18 protein-coding genes and 1 other RNA gene are annotated in these 18,114 nt (G+C 43.0%); 14 read left to right on the top strand and 5 right to left on the bottom strand.

Annotated features, from left to right (window positions below):
* Positions 1-231: 231 nt before the first annotated feature.
* A complete protein-coding gene (locus tag FS736_RS23055) occupies positions 232-2,862 on the bottom strand; it encodes a penicillin-binding protein 1A (protein WP_144481459.1) in 2,631 nt (876 codons plus the stop codon).
* A gap of 32 nt (positions 2,863-2,894) precedes the next feature.
* Positions 2,895-3,512 carry a Holliday junction resolvase RecU gene (gene recU, locus FS736_RS23050; RefSeq protein WP_144481458.1) on the bottom strand — a complete coding sequence of 206 codons (618 nt, stop codon included), beginning with the start codon at positions 3,510-3,512 and terminating at the stop codon, positions 2,895-2,897.
* Between the two features lie 123 nt (positions 3,513-3,635).
* On the opposite strand from recU, the gene FS736_RS23045 reads away from it, so the two are divergent.
* From FS736_RS23045 to FS736_RS23030, 4 genes are all read left to right on the top strand, one after another.
* Positions 3,636-4,622, top strand: coding sequence for a DUF2515 domain-containing protein (locus FS736_RS23045; protein ID WP_144481461.1), 987 nt, complete (start codon positions 3,636-3,638; stop codon positions 4,620-4,622).
* A 404-nt stretch (positions 4,623-5,026) separates the two neighbouring features.
* A complete protein-coding gene (locus FS736_RS23040) occupies positions 5,027-5,281 on the top strand; it encodes a hypothetical protein (protein ID WP_144481457.1) in 255 nt (84 codons plus the stop codon).
* 182 nt (positions 5,282-5,463) lie between these two features.
* Positions 5,464-5,664: a hypothetical protein gene (locus FS736_RS23035; RefSeq protein ID WP_144481456.1), complete on the top strand. Its 201-nt coding sequence runs from the start codon at positions 5,464-5,466 to the stop codon at positions 5,662-5,664.
* Between the two features lie 76 nt (positions 5,665-5,740).
* Positions 5,741-6,118, top strand: a complete 378-nt coding sequence (locus FS736_RS23030; protein ID WP_186326896.1) for a YppE family protein — start codon at positions 5,741-5,743, stop codon at positions 6,116-6,118.
* Positions 6,119-6,208: 90 nt separating this feature from the next.
* On the opposite strand, the gene FS736_RS23025 is transcribed toward FS736_RS23030, so the two are convergent.
* Positions 6,209-6,406, bottom strand: a complete 198-nt coding sequence (locus tag FS736_RS23025) for a YppF family protein (RefSeq protein WP_144481454.1) — start codon at positions 6,404-6,406, stop codon at positions 6,209-6,211.
* A gap of 191 nt (positions 6,407-6,597) precedes the next feature.
* Between FS736_RS23025 and FS736_RS23020 the strand changes: the two genes are divergently transcribed.
* Positions 6,598-7,143, top strand: coding sequence for a YppG family protein (locus FS736_RS23020; protein ID WP_144481453.1), 546 nt, complete (start codon positions 6,598-6,600; stop codon positions 7,141-7,143).
* 42 nt (positions 7,144-7,185) lie between these two features.
* Here the strand turns inward: FS736_RS23020 and FS736_RS23015 are convergent, their stop codons facing one another.
* Entirely contained in the window at positions 7,186-7,656 is a 471-nt protein-coding gene (locus FS736_RS23015; protein ID WP_144481452.1) for an Hsp20/alpha crystallin family protein, read from the bottom strand.
* Positions 7,657-7,880: 224 nt separating this feature from the next.
* On the opposite strand from FS736_RS23015, the gene hcp reads away from it, so the two are divergent.
* Positions 7,881-9,182, top strand: coding sequence for a hydroxylamine reductase (hcp, locus tag FS736_RS23010; RefSeq protein WP_144481451.1), 1,302 nt, complete (start codon positions 7,881-7,883; stop codon positions 9,180-9,182).
* 54 nt (positions 9,183-9,236) lie between these two features.
* Here the strand turns inward: hcp and FS736_RS23005 are convergent, their stop codons facing one another.
* Complete coding sequence (locus FS736_RS23005) at positions 9,237-9,929, bottom strand: Crp/Fnr family transcriptional regulator (RefSeq protein ID WP_144481450.1); 693 nt, start codon at positions 9,927-9,929, stop codon at positions 9,237-9,239.
* A gap of 191 nt (positions 9,930-10,120) precedes the next feature.
* On the opposite strand from FS736_RS23005, the gene FS736_RS23000 reads away from it, so the two are divergent.
* The 8 genes from FS736_RS23000 to FS736_RS24525 all read left to right on the top strand — a co-directional run bounded on the left by FS736_RS23000 (position 10,121) and on the right by FS736_RS24525 (position 17,812).
* On the top strand, positions 10,121-12,397 hold the full coding sequence (locus FS736_RS23000) for a DEAD/DEAH box helicase (RefSeq protein WP_144481449.1): 2,277 nt from the start codon (positions 10,121-10,123) through the stop codon (positions 12,395-12,397).
* Positions 12,398-12,411: 14 nt separating this feature from the next.
* Positions 12,412-13,719 (top strand): ribonuclease H-like domain-containing protein, encoded by a 1,308-nt coding sequence (locus FS736_RS22995; protein WP_144481448.1) that lies wholly within the window; start codon positions 12,412-12,414, stop codon positions 13,717-13,719.
* Positions 13,720-14,103: 384 nt separating this feature from the next.
* A complete protein-coding gene (locus FS736_RS22990; RefSeq protein WP_144481447.1) occupies positions 14,104-14,412 on the top strand; it encodes a CotD family spore coat protein in 309 nt (102 codons plus the stop codon).
* 303 nt (positions 14,413-14,715) lie between these two features.
* The gene (locus FS736_RS22985; RefSeq protein ID WP_144481446.1) at positions 14,716-15,276 is read left to right on the top strand and encodes an SLOG family protein; all 561 of its coding nucleotides are present in this window, start codon (positions 14,716-14,718) and stop codon (positions 15,274-15,276) included.
* A gap of 183 nt (positions 15,277-15,459) precedes the next feature.
* On the top strand, positions 15,460-15,759 hold the full coding sequence (gene gpsB, locus FS736_RS22980) for a cell division regulator GpsB (protein WP_144481460.1): 300 nt from the start codon (positions 15,460-15,462) through the stop codon (positions 15,757-15,759).
* A gap of 83 nt (positions 15,760-15,842) precedes the next feature.
* Positions 15,843-16,231: RNase P RNA component class B (rnpB, locus tag FS736_RS22975), an RNA gene on the top strand.
* Positions 16,232-16,365: 134 nt separating this feature from the next.
* Positions 16,366-17,517 (top strand): THUMP domain-containing class I SAM-dependent RNA methyltransferase, encoded by a 1,152-nt coding sequence (locus FS736_RS22970; protein ID WP_144481445.1) that lies wholly within the window; start codon positions 16,366-16,368, stop codon positions 17,515-17,517.
* A gap of 127 nt (positions 17,518-17,644) precedes the next feature.
* Positions 17,645-17,812, top strand: a complete 168-nt coding sequence (locus FS736_RS24525) for a hypothetical protein (RefSeq protein WP_186326895.1) — start codon at positions 17,645-17,647, stop codon at positions 17,810-17,812.
* Positions 17,813-18,114: the final 302 nt, after the last annotated feature.

The raw sequence follows: 18,114 nt of genomic DNA, 5'->3' as shown, positions 1-18,114 counted from the left end.
TTATTTGTGCTGCACACAATCTATTGAAGTGGGCAGCCAACAAGGAAAGCGAACAAAAATTAGGGTAATTAAGGGAATGAATATCCCTCTTTGTCTTATAAATCCATCAAATCCAATCCTATAAACTGGATATAAAGTAAAAGAGGCGACTCTCAGGTCGAATTTATTCAACCTTTTGAGTCAGCCTCTTTATTTTTTATGATTTTTTCTTATACGGCAAGGGGGTGAAGGTTAATCGCCGTCTCCAGTGCCGGTGCCAGTGCCGGTGCCAGTGCCGGTACCGCCACTATCGTTATTGCTTCCTGCACCGCTGACATCACCAGTACCATCTCCGGTACCTTCACCATCTCCGGTGTCGTTACCGTTGCCATTCCCGTTACCGTTGCCATTTCCATTCCCGTTGCCATTTCCATTTCCATTTCCATTATCATTGCCATTTCCATTTCCATTCCCGTTTCCATTGCCGTCTTCGACTTCATCACCTTCACCATCATCAGGCAATGTGACATCTGGGACTTCAATTTTTAGAGTGGCAGGTTCGGAACGCTGATCACCACGGATAGCGGTAACTTTAAAGGAATAAATCCCGCCTGGAACTGCGTTGGCAATTTTTAAACCGGTATCCGTTGTCTTCGTTAATTCTTGTTCAGGACCTTCATCAAGGGAAGCGGTCACCTCGAATTGGACATCTTCCTTGTTTTTCTGTTTGAAATCCCAAGTCAGGATGATTTCATTTTTCGCTTCATCGTACTTGGCTTCAAGCTTTGAAGGAGCTTCAAGCTTTTCGAATTTCTTTGACTTTTCCTTCGGCAGATTTCCTTTCACTGCCCACTCGTAAAGGATCTGATCCTTTGGAGTATACTCACTGGCAAGCTTGGCAGGCATAGTGCCTTTTTCAATTTTAACTCTTTCGACACTCTTCGGTACGGTGAAATCTGGAGTGTCTACGTCTTTAGATACATAAGACATCAGATCCTTGAATAGCATCTGGGATATTTTTTGTTCTGTACCGTAAAGTGCGGTTTTGCGATCACTGTAGCCGGTCCAGACAGATGCTGTATACCTAGTTGTATACCCTACAAACCAGGAATCTGGCACTCCGCCATCTTTGATTCCGAATTTATTGATATCCTCTTCGGTGTAATTCGTTGTTCCAGTTTTACCGGCAACATGAAGGTTGGAGATATTTGCGTACGTTGCACCAGTTCCTTGCGTGATTGCCGTTTTCAACATATCAGAAATCATAAAGGCAGTATAATCCTTCATGACCACTTCAGTCTCAGGTGTCAGATCAATTTCTGTCTTGTCTCGGAGTACTATTTTCTTGACTGAGTATGGCTCCGTAAAGAATCCATTGTTTCCGAATGCCGCATATGCACCAGCCATTTCAATAGGGGCAATTTCTTTAGAACCAATTGATGCTGATTCATAGAAAGGATCATCAAGTGTCAGTCCAAGATTACTGCCGAATTCCCTTGCTTTATCAAGACCTACAGCCTGGAATGCCTGAAGGGCAGGGATGTTGATTGATTTTGCAAGGGCCATTCTCATTGTCATGATGCCGTTATACTTATTGTTCCAGTTCCGGATTGGGTCACCAGTTGAATAAGTCATCGGTTTATCTTCAAGCATGTGGTAGGTACCCCAGTGCAAATATTCAATTGCCGGTCCATAGTCAAGGATAGGCTTAATCGTTGAACCCGGCTGTCTTTTTACATCAATAGCATAATTCAACCCACGCTTGACCTGCTGTTTGCGGCCGCCGCCAATCGCACGTATTTCCCCGGTTTGCGTGTCTAGAAGGGTGATGCCTGCCTGGAATTCATCATTTGGGAATTGTACCGCAGCATCGGTGTTCAGGATATTCTCAACATGAGTCTGGGCGTTAGGGTCTAGCGTTGTATAAATCTCAAGTCCATCGGAAAAAATATCGAAATCGGTTTTTTCGGTTACTTCATCAATGACCATATCGACAAACGCATCGAAAGGCTTTTCATCCTTGTTCTTCCTGTTTTCTTCCTTGACGAGACTGGATTCCACAGGAATCTTTTGAGCTTTTTCCATCTCTTCCTTTGATATGAATCCATGCTGGTGCATCAGGGATAAAACAATATTCCTGCGCTTCTCTGCTTTTTCAGGATTTGTAAAAGGATTGTAATTATTTGGACTTTGAGGCATTCCTGCAAGCAGAGCTGCTTCATGAAGCTCAAGCTGATCCAAATCCTTGCCAAAATACGTCCTTGAGGCGGTCAGGACACCATGCATGTTTTCAGACATATAAATTTTGTTTACGTACATCTCGAAGATTTGATGTTTCGTATATTTCTGTTCAAGCTGATAGGCGAGCCATGCTTCCTGTGCTTTCCTGGAGATGGTCTTTTCAAAACCAAGGAAGTAGTTTTTCACGACCTGCTGTGTGATGGTGGAAGCACCCTCAGATCCAAATCCATTCGTGACATTGGCAATAACTGCTCCGCCAAGACGGATGACATCGATTCCATTATGTTTGTAGAATCTGACATCTTCAGTTGCCAAAAAGGCGTTTTCTACGAGTTTTGGTATATCCTCATAAGCAACATAGTCCCTGTTCTGTGATCCTACTTCTGTTACAAGTTTCTTGTCTTTATCATAGATTTTTGATGAGATCGGGTCTTTGAGCAAAGATTCATCAAGTTTTGGTGTATCCTGTATCATGAATGCAAATGTAGCGATACCAGTCAGCATGCCAATGATGCCCAGGGCGATCAGCGTCAGGAAAATTTTCTTGAACATTCCTTTTTTCGCTTTCTTGCCTTTTGGCTTGTTGTTCTTGGCTGCCTGCTGTCTGCGTCGCTCCTCTCTTGTTTGAGGTTTCTGTGCCATATATAGTTCATTCCTTTCTCGCAATAGAAAAACTAACTAAGTGTATAAAGATAATCGATAACTTTGATATAGTCAATCCTCGGATGAAGACCAAGGGGGATTTTATGGCCGCAATTGATGACTTCTTCCTTGGTAATCGACTTCCTGCCGCCTTTGACCATTCTCTCCCAAAAAATAAGCAAATGGCTCGCTTCAAGGAAATAGATTTCCTCATCAGTAGAGAACCGGAGGATGACAAAACAGATTCCTCCTTGCTCAATGACGGCTTTCATATGGACAATTTGGTGTTCATGAAAGTTTTTTAATGGGAAAGATGTTGAAAACTTCGTCTCCTTTGCCTCAAAATCAATGTATTTTCCTTTATAAACGCCATTATAGTCTGTTGTAGAAGCTTGTTTAAAGTATGCCTCTTTAATGACCGCTGCACTCCTTCGCGGATAATCCACATTGACGATTTGGACTGGTGTAGGCTTTTTATGGATTACCGCAATGTTGCGGTCAAGGTAAAAGGAGTTGGTTTCATTGAGGTCCTCCTCCAATGTCATCCCTCTGTTGCTATATGCTGCATTCTTTTGTTTTTTTGTTTTTTGTGCTGTCTCTTTATTTGCAGCAGGAATATATTTTTTTCCGTTTGGATAATTGAAAATCAAGATGACCACCTCGCAGACTACTCTATATCATACCAAATTTAAACGTTTTTTGGTTGAATAAAAAGCCTCATTTCACTTCACTCTAAGAACAACCTATAGAAAAGGAAGAGAAACGGTGTGTCAATGACCCATTATCCCCAATTTTCACAACTGCCGGATGACGAAGCAGAGATGATCCAAAAGATCAGAATTGAAACGGCTAAAAAAAACCTGGACAATATCTCAAGAACACAAGCCTATCTGGATTTCTATCTGGAATATCCCGAGATGATTTGGTCCTTCCTTGCAAGCATGGTATCCAGGAATGGTGGCTATAATATGTGCGACCTGGAAGGTGACTGGTTTCCGAGAATGCTTGCTCCTGCTATCCGCAAACGATTATTCCTCACATATGAACGGGCGAATTGGCTGATTTTTCGTGATGCATATGCACAGCTGCTCTTGTACTCTTATTCGACGAAAAAAAGCACCCCAATGTTTCACTTGCTTCAATTTCTTGATGTATCGGCCTTTATGGAGAAAGAGTGGAAGGAATTTTGGAAGTATGGAGATAAAAGAAGGCTCATGGTCGCATTGATTATCAACGAACAAAATGTGATACAGGAGCCGGTAATCAAAGAACCGGTATATAAGAGAAGAGTTTTCAATACGTCAATGTTTTCTTTTGAAGATCACCTGCATTTCAGTACAGTCCTCTTTCCTACTTGTGAAGGTGAGCTGTACGGAGCAAGCGTTAATGGTTTCAAATTCATCAGCAAAAGGATCAATCTGGGAAAGAGGCTGGCATCCATACTATTTCACCCCGGGTATTACCCCTCATTTCTTGAATTCGCATTAAATACGGAACATACGGCATCCAGACATGATTACGAGAAATACTTCCAAAATCACAAAAAGCGGGACACGCCCTTCCTTAGAAGTACCTATCCAATCATCCTCCATCATTTTCGTGATCAGGGTGACTGGTATAGACAGCGAAAGTTTCACCGGGAATGGATCAATCCAGAAACCAAACATAGGCATCCTATCCATCTGACAGATTGGTATAAGAAAAAGCAAAAACAGCTGCATGCTTTAATAACGGTTAAAGAATTGTTCACCCCAGATTAATGCGGACAAATAAAAAAGCAAGGAATCCCTTGCTTTTTCTCATCATTCAGCCGGGCGGTTAGGTCCTTCAAGCTTTTTGTCACCATAGCCAGCTTTTTTCTCTGCCGTTTTATTTGGCTGCTGTGAGGTTTTACGTTGTTTTTTATTCATGTGAACACCTCCCGACCTTAGTTTGTTCATTTGTTCGGTTTTCATACGATTTGTCCATGTCGAAGGCTGTAAAGTTCACTGCTGAAAAACACTTTGTTTGCCGAATCCCTTCTAGTTTTGTCAACCATGAAGGAGGTTAAGTCCGAGGGGAGAATTTTACAATCAAGAGACTGGGATTCTATAAGGAAAGATTCATCGTCGTGCACCGGGTTCATTCTGCCAGACCTTAAAATACCAAGTTAGGAGAGATGATCATGAAGCCAGGAATTGAAAGGGAAGAGTTTTTAGGGATGTTGACTGAAATGGCCCTCTGCCTTGAAGAAACTGACATGAATTTGCATGAATCTTTGCAGGGAGTCCGGGAAAAAATGTACAAGGCCCATTCAGTACATTTAGAAAAAACAAGCATGCTTCTGGATAAAGTGGAAGGGGAAATTCCGCAAGCCCTTAATTCCTCAATACAGCCGATAAACGAGCAAGCCTCTTTAAAACTTGAAATAAGTTTTTAAAATATAATAGAATAGATTCAACATGAAGCAGCTTTTGCCATGAAAGCTGTTTTTTTTTGTGGCTCTGTTAAAGCTGATTATTGATTGTTAAACCCTGTTGATTGTAGTGGAAGGCGCGTAGACTCCTCCGAAAATGCTATCGCATTTCCATCGTGCGTGGGCTGAATCGAGGAAGCTAATCAATGTCCTGCGGGCGCAGCTGGTCAGGTGAGACCCCGCAGGAGCAAAGCGACGAGGAGGCTCAGCGCCAGCCCCAAGGAAGAATTGCTTATGAAAAAGACGGCAGTTGGTCTTTTTCATATTCTTCCAGCGGAAAGCGAAGCGCCTGGAACGGAAATCAACAGCCAATGTTAACAGAGTCCTTTTTGTATGGATCGCCATGAAAAGCATACAGAAGACATGAAAAGAGCAGCGGAACTAGCTGCTTCATAAAATTGAACCAGAGAAAGCGTGATTAACTTGGAAACTGACCAAAATCTTATTGCATTATCTGAAAGGTTGCTTGTGAACCTGGAATTTGCTCATCAACGATTTCAACATTCAAAAGAAAAGCGAGTAAGAGGCGATTTTCATGAAGAAGTAAAGCCGTTTGCTGATGAGGTAAAGGGGACAACAGAGACATGGAGGAAAGCAGCGTCCTATTGGGTAGGTCAGAACAGGCCGAAAAACCTTCATGTCAACCAGATTGAAACGGCCGCAGACTATCTGGAAGTCATTTCTGTACAGGCATTTTTTCCGGAAACAAGCAAAAAGCGATTCCTTGATCAACTACAATCAGTGGAATTCATCCTCAAGAGTCTGATCATTGCGGTTAACCAAACAGGTAGCCAAAAATAAAGAAGCACCAGAGCATTTGAACTGCACCTCAATTGTCAGCCAAGCCGGCAATAATGGGGGCGGTCCAAATATTCTGGTGCTTCAACTTTTTTAGATGGTCATTTCTTTCTGATCTTCGGGAATGAAAGCTCCTAGCAATTCCAGCTCACGAACAAGGTTCCGGTATTCCAGAATGGTGATCTCATTCTGAATATACGACTTTTTTGTAAAATCAAGCAATTCATTTACATGTTCCGGAGTGTATTCTTTTGTCTGGGCAAATAGATTCTTCAGTTCGTGAACGTTCATTTTTCATCCTCCTCCATCATTTGAGTCCATACTATCATGAAAAAGGAAGAGTCATTTATTTTTCAAAAATTGAAACTTCCGACAACATATTTCATTCTTAGACAAAACCGGAAGCCTTTTCCAACACTTTCACCCATTGGGCGGTTTGATCATATACTATCGTAATGAATTATTGGAGGAGGATGTTCGCCATGTTTGGCCGCAGAAATAAGACGAATGCCTACCAGCCCCAGTGGTGGGTGAATCAATACAGTCAAGACCCTTACCTATATAATGGGAACAATCACAATTTGAACCGGCAGCAACCGCTCCCTCAACCATATAACACACCATATTGGAATGCCATGCCGGGGAACTGGCAAAACCAATATTCTCCGCAAGGTTACCCTGTGAATCCTTATATCCAGGGGAACCCTCAGTGGAATCAGCCATACCCAATTGCCGAGAGCAAAAATAACTACCCGAAAATGCTTTTTCAAAATCCGCTAGAACCTGAAGATGACCCTATTTATGGTTACTATAACCCGCAGGCTGATTATCAGAATTATAACCCATATCCCCAAAATGCTTTTATGCCAAAGCAGCCATCAGGCATGCAGTCGATCATGAATTCGTTTAAAAGCCAGGATGGAAACCTGGATATCAATAAGATGGTCGATACAGCTGGCCAGATGATGAATGCAGTGACCCAGGTTTCATCACTTGTCAAGGGACTCGGCGGAATGTTCAAAGTCTAAAAAACAAGCAGGCACTTATGCCTGCTTGTTTTCGTTAAACAACTATTCATCAATAAAAATATCAATTTTCTTTCCCTGTTTTTTAGCGATTTTAATTTCAAGCAATCCATTGCGATAGGAAGCACGTGTCTTTTTATCATTTATAGGATGAGCAAATGGAATTGTCCGGCTAAACTGCCTGGAGGAGGCCATATGCATTTCTGTTTTTGCGATATCGTTGATTTCTGAAGTCATTTCGGTTTTATTTACAAGGATCGTCAGCGAGTTGTTGATGACATCAATCGAGATATCCTCTTTTTTGATCCCTGGCAATTCTGCGGTCACAACATATTCGCTCACTGTTTCATTTACTCGTACACCGAGGGATGTCTGGGCTAAGGGTTGCCTGAAAAAATCATCAATGCTTTGCAGGAAACCTTTGACAGGCTTCTCCTGCATCAACTGGTTCATTGATTTGAACCACTGTTCGAGAGTTTCATGTTTTTTTGGGCGATCAGGATGGTTGGTTGCCATCTTCTCACATCCTCCTCTGCAAAAATACTTATAATAGTCTATGTAGCATGGAATGTCCCTGTTCAAGAAGAGGGTATCTTTCAAATAAATGCACTTTCAACAGTTCGCCGTACTTTTTTGAACACTTTGTGAAAAATGCATTTAGTGTGATTTAGGTCACATAACCGATTTTTCAACCTCTGTATGCTGAAACAGTAAATAAAGCAGAAAAGGGGAATACACATATGTTTTGTTACCAATGTGAACAAACGCCAACAGGAGGATGTAAAGTTGTTGGTGTATGCGGAAAAGATGAAACAATCGCAAGTCTTCAGGATACGATCATTTTTGCACTGAAAGGCATTGCAGCCTATAGAACCCATGCAAATCAGCTTGGATTCACGGATCCGTTCGTAGATGCAACGACCCACGAAGCATTATATATGACGTTGACTAATTCAAACTTTAATGTCCAGGAACATATTGATATGGCGATGAAGGTGGGCCAATCAGCTGTACGCGTGATGGAAATGCTTGATGAGGCGCACACTAGCCGCCTTGGCATCCCTCAGCCTGTAAAGGTAAGCCAGAACAAGATAGAAGGCAAAGCGATCGTTGTTACGGGGCACAATCTATTCGCGCTTGAAGAATTGCTGAAGCAAACAGAAGGCAAAGGTATCAATATTTACACGCACTCTGAGATGCTCCCTGCTCACGGTTATCCAGCCTTGAAAAAATATCCTCATCTTAAGGGTAATATCGGGAAGGCTTGGTTCGACCAGCGCCGTCTGTTTGAAAAATTCCCTGGGGCAATCCTGGCAACGACTAATTGCGTGATGCCAATCAAGGGTTCCTATGCAGATCGTATGTTTACATACGAAGTTGCCGGTCTTGAAAATGTAAGGAAAATTGAAAATGAAGATTTCTCCATACTGATCGAAAGAGCATTGGAGCTTCCAGAGGCTAACATGGAATCGGAAGAAACATTGGTGACTGGCTTCCATCACGAAACAGTGATTGGTCTGGCTCCTGAAGTCATAGAAGCAGTCAAATCAGGAAAAATCAAGCGTTTCTTCGTGATTGCCGGTTGTGATGCACCGGGAAAAGGCGGAGAATACTACCGCGAGCTTGCAACATCCCTTCCTCCAGAAGCGGTCATCCTGACAACTTCTTGCGGCAAGTTCCGTTTCAATGATGTCGATTATGGGGTAGTGCCTGGAACGAACATCCCTCGATATCTGGATCTTGGACAGTGCAATAACTCCGTATCTACAGTTAAAATTGCCAAGGCACTTGCGGATGCTTTTGAATGTGATGTAAACGAATTACCGGTGAGTATTGTCCTTTCCTGGTTCGAGCAAAAAGCGGTCGCAATCCTGCTTGGACTTTTCAGCCTTGGAATCCAGGACATCCGCATCGGGCCAAAGCCGCCTGAATTCATTTCCAATGGCGTGATGGAGGTCCTGCAGGAAACATTCAACCTGAAGCTGATCACATCTGCCCAGGAAGACTTGGAAACAATGATGGGTCTAAGCAAGACAGAATAACAGATTTAACGCCCGGGGCTAACTGCCTCGGGCGTTTTCATGCAGGTGAACTTATTAGACTAGCTCGTCCAGCAATACATCAGGATCCAAGATCATATTCCCGGCTGAATCAGTGGAAATTAGATTGTCTTTTTTCATTTTGGTCAGCGTCCTGCTGACCGTTTCCCTGGTGGTGCCAATCATATTGGCCAGGTCCTTGTTCGTGAAATCCGTCTTTAACAAAACAGTGCCATTTTCCTGCTTGTCTCCGTGAAGCTCACCCATCCTGATCAAAAGCTTAATGATTTGTTCGTAGGTGTTATTAAGGATTTGGGCTTCAAGTCTTTCCTGGAGGTCAACGATTTTCTCGCCAAGCACCTTGAATACCTTGATGCTTAAATGAGGGTTATCGACCAGCACCTTTTCGAATTGTGAAATTGGGACAACGACAAGGCTTGCTTCCTCCAATACCTCCGAATACCCTGGATAACCGCCTTTCCTGAAAAAGCCTACATGAGGGAACATTTCACCTTTTTTTAGGATAGCGACGATTTGCTCGCGGCCATTGGCATCACTTTTATAGACTTTTACCTTGCCTTCATTGATGAAATAAACATTTTCCAGCGGGTCATCCTGCATGAAGATATGGCTGTGTTTCTTCCACTGCCGCGAAATGGATATATCGACGATCTTGTCTAATTCATGGTCCTCAAGGTCCCTGAACAATGAGAATCTTGCCAGCACATTTTTTATTTCATTCTTTTCCAAAAGAAACACCTCTATATAAGCTGTAGTCCATTCTATTATTTTAGCAAAACGGGACCATAAATAACATAAGGGATTTCGCAGCCAGACAGTGAATAGAAATGTGAATGCCAAAAACTAGCAGTCTGGTCACAATAATTTTTCTTTTGTAACGAACGTTTATTCGCTAAAATAGAGTTAATGAGGTGAACGTGATGAAATTCAGGAAAAACATGCAAGAGATTTTGCAAGATTTAAAGGTTAGTGAATCGGTAAAGAAAAATATTGTCCACTGGCACACGATTGAGGAGAAAGAAGCCAGGACGGAAGACATGCCGGAAAATTTAAGCGGGATCCTGGAAAATGCACTCCAAAGGCGCGGGATATCCCGATTATATACACACCAAAAATCATCTTACGAACAAATCATGAGAGGACAAAGCATCGTTGCTGTCACACCGACAGCCTCGGGGAAAACGCTGTGCTATAATCTGCCCGTCCTGCAGTCAATCATCGATGATCCGAATGCAAGGGCTCTATACATGTTCCCGACAAAAGCTCTTGCCCAGGACCAAAAGAGTGAAATCAATGAATTGATCCAGGAGGCGGAACTTTCGATTAACAGCTATACATATGATGGCGACACACCAGCCAATATCCGTCAGAAGGTGAGAAGGGCAGGACACATCGTCATTACGAACCCGGATATGCTCCATTCAGCAATCCTGCCGCATCATACGAAATGGGTCTCGCTTTTTGAGAATCTTAAGTATGTGGTCATCGATGAACTGCATATTTACAGAGGAGTTTTTGGCAGCCATGTGGCAAATGTCATCAGGAGGCTGAAAAGGATCTGCAAATATTACGGTAGTGATCCTGTTTTTATCTGTACTTCCGCGACCATTGCCAACCCGCTGGAATTGGCTGAGGGATTGACCGAGAAAGAGATGATTTTAATTGACAATAATGGTGCGCCTTCAGGAAGGAAGCACTTCTTATTTTATAATCCGCCAGTCGTCAATATTCCGCTGAATGTCCGCAGGAGCGCGACACTTGAAACAAGAAAGCTTGCAGGAGAATTCCTGAGGAACAGGATCCAGACCATCGTCTTTGCGAGAAGCAGGGTGAGGGTGGAAATCCTGCTTACCTACCTTCAGGAGCTGGTCAAGCATAAGCTTGGCCCCAAAGCTATCAGGGGATACAGAGGCGGCTATCTGCCTACGGAAAGGCGTGAGATAGAAAAAGGTCTGCGTTCCGGCGAGATTTATGGTGTTGTCAGCACCAATGCGCTTGAATTGGGTGTCGATATCGGACAGCTTCAGGTATGTATCATGAACGGGTATCCGGGTACGATCGCAAGTGCCTGGCAGCAGGCAGGACGGGCGGGCAGGCGGCATGGGGAGTCTGTGGTCATCATGGTGGCAAGCTCAAGCCCGCTGGACCAGTATGTCATCCAAAATCCCGATTACTTCTTCAATCGCAGTCCAGAGACAGCGAGAATCAACCCAGACAACTTGATTATCCTGATCGATCACATCAAGTGTGCGTCCTATGAATTGCCATTTAAAAAGGGGGATACTTTCGGTGCGGCGGAAATTGAAGAAATCCTTGAATATTTGACGGAGGAGCGAATTCTTCATCAGAATGGCGACAAGTGGTACTGGATGAATGATGCCTTTCCCGCCCATAACATCAGTCTCCGTTCAGCGTCACAGGAAAATGTCGTGATCATCGACCAAACAGATGTTGCAAATGTAAGGGTAATCGGCGAGATGGATACATTCTCTGCCATGACATTATTGCATGAAGAAGCGATCTATCTCCATCAGGGAATACAATTTCAGGTGGAGAAGCTTGACTGGGAGGAAAAGAAGGCGTTTGTGCGTGAAGTCGATGTCGATTATTTTACAGATGCGAACCTCGCCGTCCAGCTCAGTGTTCTGGAGGAAGATAAACACAGGGGCAATGAAGAAACGGAAATCGGTTATGGAGATGTAAGTGTAAGGGCTATGGCCACAATCTTCAAGAAAATCCGATTTGAGACTCATGAAAATATAGGATCGGGACCAATTTTTCTTCCGGAAGAAGAGCTGCATACTAGCTCAGCATGGATTTCCCTTAATAAAGAGCTTTCCGAGTTTGCTGATGACCGGCTCGAGGAAGGGTTGATCGGTACATCTCAGGCTTTGAAACATATCGCACCATTATTCGTTATGTGCGACCCATCTGATGTCCATGTCGTCCCGCAGGTGAAGGCCGCCCATAATGAAAAGCCGACGATTTTCTTTTATGATCGTTATCCTGGTGGAATTGGCCTGAGTGAAAAAATCTATTCAGGTATTGAGGAGATTTTAAAGCAGACGAAGCAAATGGTCCTTAACTGCCAGTGTTCCGATGGGTGTCCATCATGTATCGGAACGGATACAACATCGATCCACTCAAAAAAAGATGTTGTGAAATTGTTGAATCTATTTCTTGAAGCCGCAGTATAGGAAGGAGGGGGAAAATGAGTTTAAAGAACAAATTGAACAGGCTGAAGCCGCATATCAAGAGCGGGGCCGATAAGCCAGGACCGTCAGCAGCCAGTAACAACATCCCTGAGCCAGAACCGGTAAATGCAGAATCGACACCTGACATACCGTTTCTCGATATCTGGGAGAAGGAACATGTTACCCCCTTCTATTTTGATGGCGAATACTGTCTGGTCAGGGAGGTTGTTTATCCGCTTGACCACAAACATGGCCACTATCAATTCAGTGATCTGCTTGAGGCTGTCTCCCTGTGGAATCAGGAACAGACCAATCACCCTCTTTCCGCCTCGGGCCATAGGGCAGGCGATTTAGTGTTTTTTGATACTGAAACAACGGGACTTGGCGGGGGAGCAGGGAATACGATATTCCTTTTAGGCCATGCGAGTGTTTCCGGTGATTGTGTAAAACTTAAACAGCATATCCTGCCAAGCCCTGGCGCAGAAGTAGCGCTATATCAGAGTTTTTTGGAAAATGCCGACTATACGACCCTGGTTACCTACAATGGGAAGGCTTTCGACTGGCCGCAAGTCAAAACCAGGCACACCCTTGTCCGTGACCATGTCCCAAAACTGCCATCGTATGGACATTTTGACTTGTATCATGCCGCCAGAAGAATGTGGAAGCATAAAATCGAACGAATGAAACTTAGCATCGTCGAACAGGAGGTATTGGGTCTTGAGCGGAAAGACGATATCCCAGGCTTCCTGGCACCGATGATTTATTTTGACTTCCTCGAGAGGAAGGACCCCGAGGGATTGCTCGGTGTCATCAGGCACAATGAAACAGATATTCTGTCACTGCTGACCCTTTATACACATCTAACCTTCCAGATACTCGGCCGTGACCAATCACAGACAGCACAGGAAACCTACGAAGTTGGACGCTGGTTTTCCTACCTTGGCGATACTGACAAAGCAAAGCAGGCTTTCACTGGACTATTGGATGAGGGCAATGATCAGGCAGTTTCTGCAAAGCACGCACTGGCTTTCGAACATAAAAAGCATAAGGAATGGCAGAATGCCGTTCCGTTATGGAAAGAAAGTGCGGAGAAGGGCAGCAATAAGCAGAGGAGAGAAGCATGCATCGAACTGGCCAAGCATTTTGAACATCGGGAGCGAAATTTCGAAATGGCTTTGAGGTATTGCCGGCTTGCTGAAGAGCATATTATCCAGGGAAAGCTGGCAACAAAAAAAGACATGATTTTTAAGGAAGAGCTCGAAAAAAGGATCCAGAGAATTTCCCGGAAAGCATTTCCCGGGCAAGCGCAAAATTCGTCAAATTGACCCTGTTTCAACAGGTTTCGCCAGGTTTTTTTCAATTGTAACAAAATTTTAACATTTAAATGCGCAAAACCTGTATTATCCTGTTGTATGTATGGTTCCGACATTGTAAAATGTAAAATTGTATGGTGTTAAAATCAATATAATTTTACGGGGCTGGTAAGATGTATAAAGCGGTTTTAGTTCTCTATTTTGTTGTCATCACTCTTATTGCTGTACTATTCAGCGGACTGAAGGACAACTTTTACACATTCCTTTAATAGATTAATAGGCGCTTGTATTGAAGAGAAACTTGAAAAAATAGGTGTTTTCATTAGTACAAGACGCATGACTCCTTCATAGGCTGTTAATGTAAAGAATAAGTCTAAACGAAAGGAGTTATGCACTATGTACTGCAAGCCAACCAATGTTTTGCCAACAGTAGTTCATCCTACTAAATGCTGTGTGAACCATAATTTTGTCAACAATGTGGTTCCGCATGTTCATCCATCACATACTACAAATGTAAATCACATCAATTATGATCATGTCCATTACTTCCCGCATACAGAATCAACAGTGAACCAGGTTACAAACCAGAACTTTTATGGCGGACCTGGTCCGGTTCCAGGCGGAGTAGCTCCAGTTGGTCCTGTTCCACGCCCAGGATTCGGCGGTCCAATGGGATATGGCCCGGGAATGGGATTCCGCAGATAATAAATGCAACAAGGGCTGAACAGCCCTTGTTTTTTTAAGATGGCTGTTTTCGTAATGATTGTTGTTAAAATCCTAAAGCCGATTTTAACGTATGATTAGGCATTTTGCTGGTCGGTATCTAGTTTGCAAGCTCTTTTCTCGTCTAAATCGTCCATTTAGCGAAGTTACCTAGGTCATTCAATGCATTTTTACAGCAAATAGCTACAAAGTTTTAGAAAAGAGCCTTTAAGATTAAAAGGTGTTATATAAATCGCCTAAAGGGAATAACTTCAATATGACAAAGATAATTCAAAGGAGTCAACCATGGTTAAAGTAGCCGCGATATCCGGGTATAAACCTTTTGAACTCGGGATATTCCAGCAAGACCATCCGGCAGCTGAATACATAAAAACAGCAATAAAGAAAACTTTAGTGCCACTGATCGAGGACGGCCTTGAATGGGTGATGATCAGCGGCCAGCTTGGTGTCGAATTATGGGCTGGCGAGGCCGTATTCGATCTTCAGGAAGACTATCCCGAACTTAAGCTGTCAGTATTCACGCCCTTTCTCAACCAGGAGGAAACCTGGAAAGACGCCAATAAGGAATGGTATGAATCTGTATTGGCTGGAGCTGATCATGTGGATTCGATTACCAAAAAGCCATATGAGAAGCCGTGGCAATTCAGGCTGAAAAATCAATTTTTTATTGAGAAAAGCGACATGCTGATATTGCTATATGATCCGGAAAAAGAAGGCAGTCCAAAATTCATTTACGAAACTGCGAAAAAGTATCAGGAAACACATCCATATGATACTCAGCTGATCACTTTATATGATCTGCAAATGGCCGTAGAAGAAGAACAATTAAGACAGCAGGGATTTTAATTAAAGAATCTGAAATGCTTGAAGCAAATTAATGATCAGTTGAATGTGATGGCTTCCGCGGAAAGCGAAGCACCTGGAACGAAAATCAACATCCTTAATTAACAAAAAACACAAGAAAATTGACAAATCCCGATGTTTTTGAAAAAATGAATGTGAAGATAGGGGTATATTGAGGTGAATGGAATGCTATCCGATAAAATACAATTAACTGCTAAAGATATTTTAGAAAAAGAATTCAAAACAGCAATGCGCGGCTACAAGCCAGAAGACGTAGATAAGTTTCTGGATACGATCATCAAGGATTATGAAATGATGCAACAGGAGATTGAAGAACTGCAGCAGGACAATCTCCGCCTGAAGAAACAGCTTGATGAGGCATCACGCCGCCCAAGTACACAGGCAGCTGGAACAACTAATTTTGATATCCTTAAAAGGTTATCGAACCTAGAGAAGCATGTGTTTGGAGATAAACTTTACGATTAATCCAGATTCTGCCGGTTTTTGAAATGTATTACCATTGCTTTTCATCCTGAACTTACATATAATATTTTTTGTAGCTGTTAATAACGTTCGGGTAATCGCTGCAGTTCTGCTGCAGAGGAAAGTCCATGCTCGCACAGGCTGAGATGCCTGTAGTGTTCGTGCCTGGCCAATTCATAAGCCAGGGCAGTCGGGCTCACGCCTGGCTGACGGCCGGTAAAATGCCTAAGTCGGCGACGATATGGCATGAATACCTATAAAAGTGCCACAGTGACGGAGCCTTCCAAGAAATTGGAAGGGTGGAACGAGGTAAACCCCACGAGCGAGAAACCCAAACGATGGTAGGGGCACTTTCCCAGAGGAACTGAACAAAGGGAAGGACAGATGATTATTCATCTGTAGATAGATGATTACCGCCGGAGTACGAGACTTTTGGTCGTTTGCAGTACGATGGTACAAAACATGGCTTACAGAACGTTATTAATGGGTTTGTATGAGTGTTTATTAAAGCTCTCCTTTTGCCAGGAGAGCTTTTTTTATGTATATTAAAGGTTATTGGGCAATTTAATAATTGGATTCATAAGTATATTGGATATAAAGGGTGAAACGATGAAGAATTTTGATATTATAGCAACCTCTGCTATGGGACTCGAAGCCATTGTTGCAAAGGAAGTGCGCGATCTTGGATACGAATGCCAGGTTGAAAATGGGAAAATTGCCTATAAAGGTGATGCACGCGCGATTGCAAGAAGCAATATGTGGCTCCGTACTGCCGACAGGGTCAAAATAAAAATTGGAGAATTTAAGGCATATACTTTTGACGAGCTCTTTGAAAAAACAAAGGCACTTCCATGGGAAGAATTTTTACCGGAGAATGCTGAATTCCCTGTTTCGGGCAAATCTGTTAAATCCAAGCTATTCAGCGTATCCGACTGCCAGGCAATTGTAAAAAAAGCTGTAGTTGAACGCTTGAGAACATCGTATAAAAAGACTGGCTGGTTTGAAGAAAACGGCCCTTTATTCAAAATTGAAGTGGCTCTGCTTAAAGATGTTGCTACAATAACAATCGATACAAGCGGCAGCGGTCTCCATAAGCGGGGATACAGAACAGGCCAGGGGGAAGCTCCGTTAAAGGAAACATTGGCTGCAGCCTTGGTCATGCTCACAAACTGGAATCCGGACAAGCCATTCGTCGATCCTTTTTGCGGTTCTGGAACGATCCCGATTGAAGCTGCTTTAATCGGACAGAATATCGCGCCGGGCTTCAATCGGGAATTCATATCGGAAGGCTGGGGCCTTATTCCCGATACAGTCTGGGAGGAAGTCAGGTTGGAAGCAGAAGATCTTGCGAATTATGACCAGCCGCTGGATATCAGTGGAATGGATATCGACCACAGGATGGTTAAGATTGCTGAGGAAAATGCTTTTGAAGCAGGTCTTGGTGATTTGATTTCCTTTAAGCAAATGCGAGTCCAGGATTTCACGACAAAAAAGGAGTATGGTGTTATTGTCGGAAACCCTCCATACGGCGAGCGCCTAGGTGAAAAGAAAGCTGTTGAAGAGATGTACAGTCAAATGGGACAAGCCTTTGCTCCGCTTGATACCTGGTCCATTTATATGCTGACCTCAAACGAGAACTTTGAACAAGTGTATGGAAAGCCAGCAACAAAGAAACGCAAGCTATTCAACGGCTTCATCCGTACAGACTATTACCAGTACTGGGGTAAACGCCCGCCACGGGCTAGTAAGGATGAATTATAATTTACCACAATAAAAAATGCGTTCCTCCTGTTTTGGACAGGGGGATTTTTTTCTTTGAGTTCCAAGAATAATTCAACGCTTTTTTGAATACAATAAATCCATATTTGCATAGAATGGAGGGATGGCAATGAATTATTCTTTTATCGATTTCCAGCGTATTTCAAAGGCACTTTCTTCTAGTAATGAGGCTTTGCGTAATGAATTCCCTTCTGACGATGTCCAATCGGCGGAATTGCAAGAAGCAGAAAATAACCTTCGTCAAGCATTGTCATTTGGCCTTTCAACTTCTAAATAAAAGGCTGTTTTCGTAAAGATTGTTGTTAAAATCTTAAAGCCGATTTTAACGTGCTATAAAGCCATTTTGGAGTTCGCTTTTAAGTGTGCAAGCTCTTTTCTCATACTAAGCTTGAATTTTATAAAGAAAACTAGGTCATTCAATTCCCTTTTGTAGTCAATAGCAACAAAGTTTGAGAAAAAAGAGCCAAATAAAAAGCAAAGAAACGCTTGGAATAACAAGCGTTTCAGACTGTAGACAAACTCGATGGAAATCGAGCTTGCCTACAGTTTTTTTGGTTTGTGCTGGAATGGGGCTGTTGA

This window comes from Cytobacillus oceanisediminis 2691, assembly GCF_007678455.1.
Taxonomy (GTDB): Bacteria; Bacillota; Bacilli; order Bacillales; family Cytobacillaceae; genus Mesobacillus; species Mesobacillus oceanisediminis_A.
This window is presented reverse-complemented; position numbering and strand designations above follow the sequence as displayed.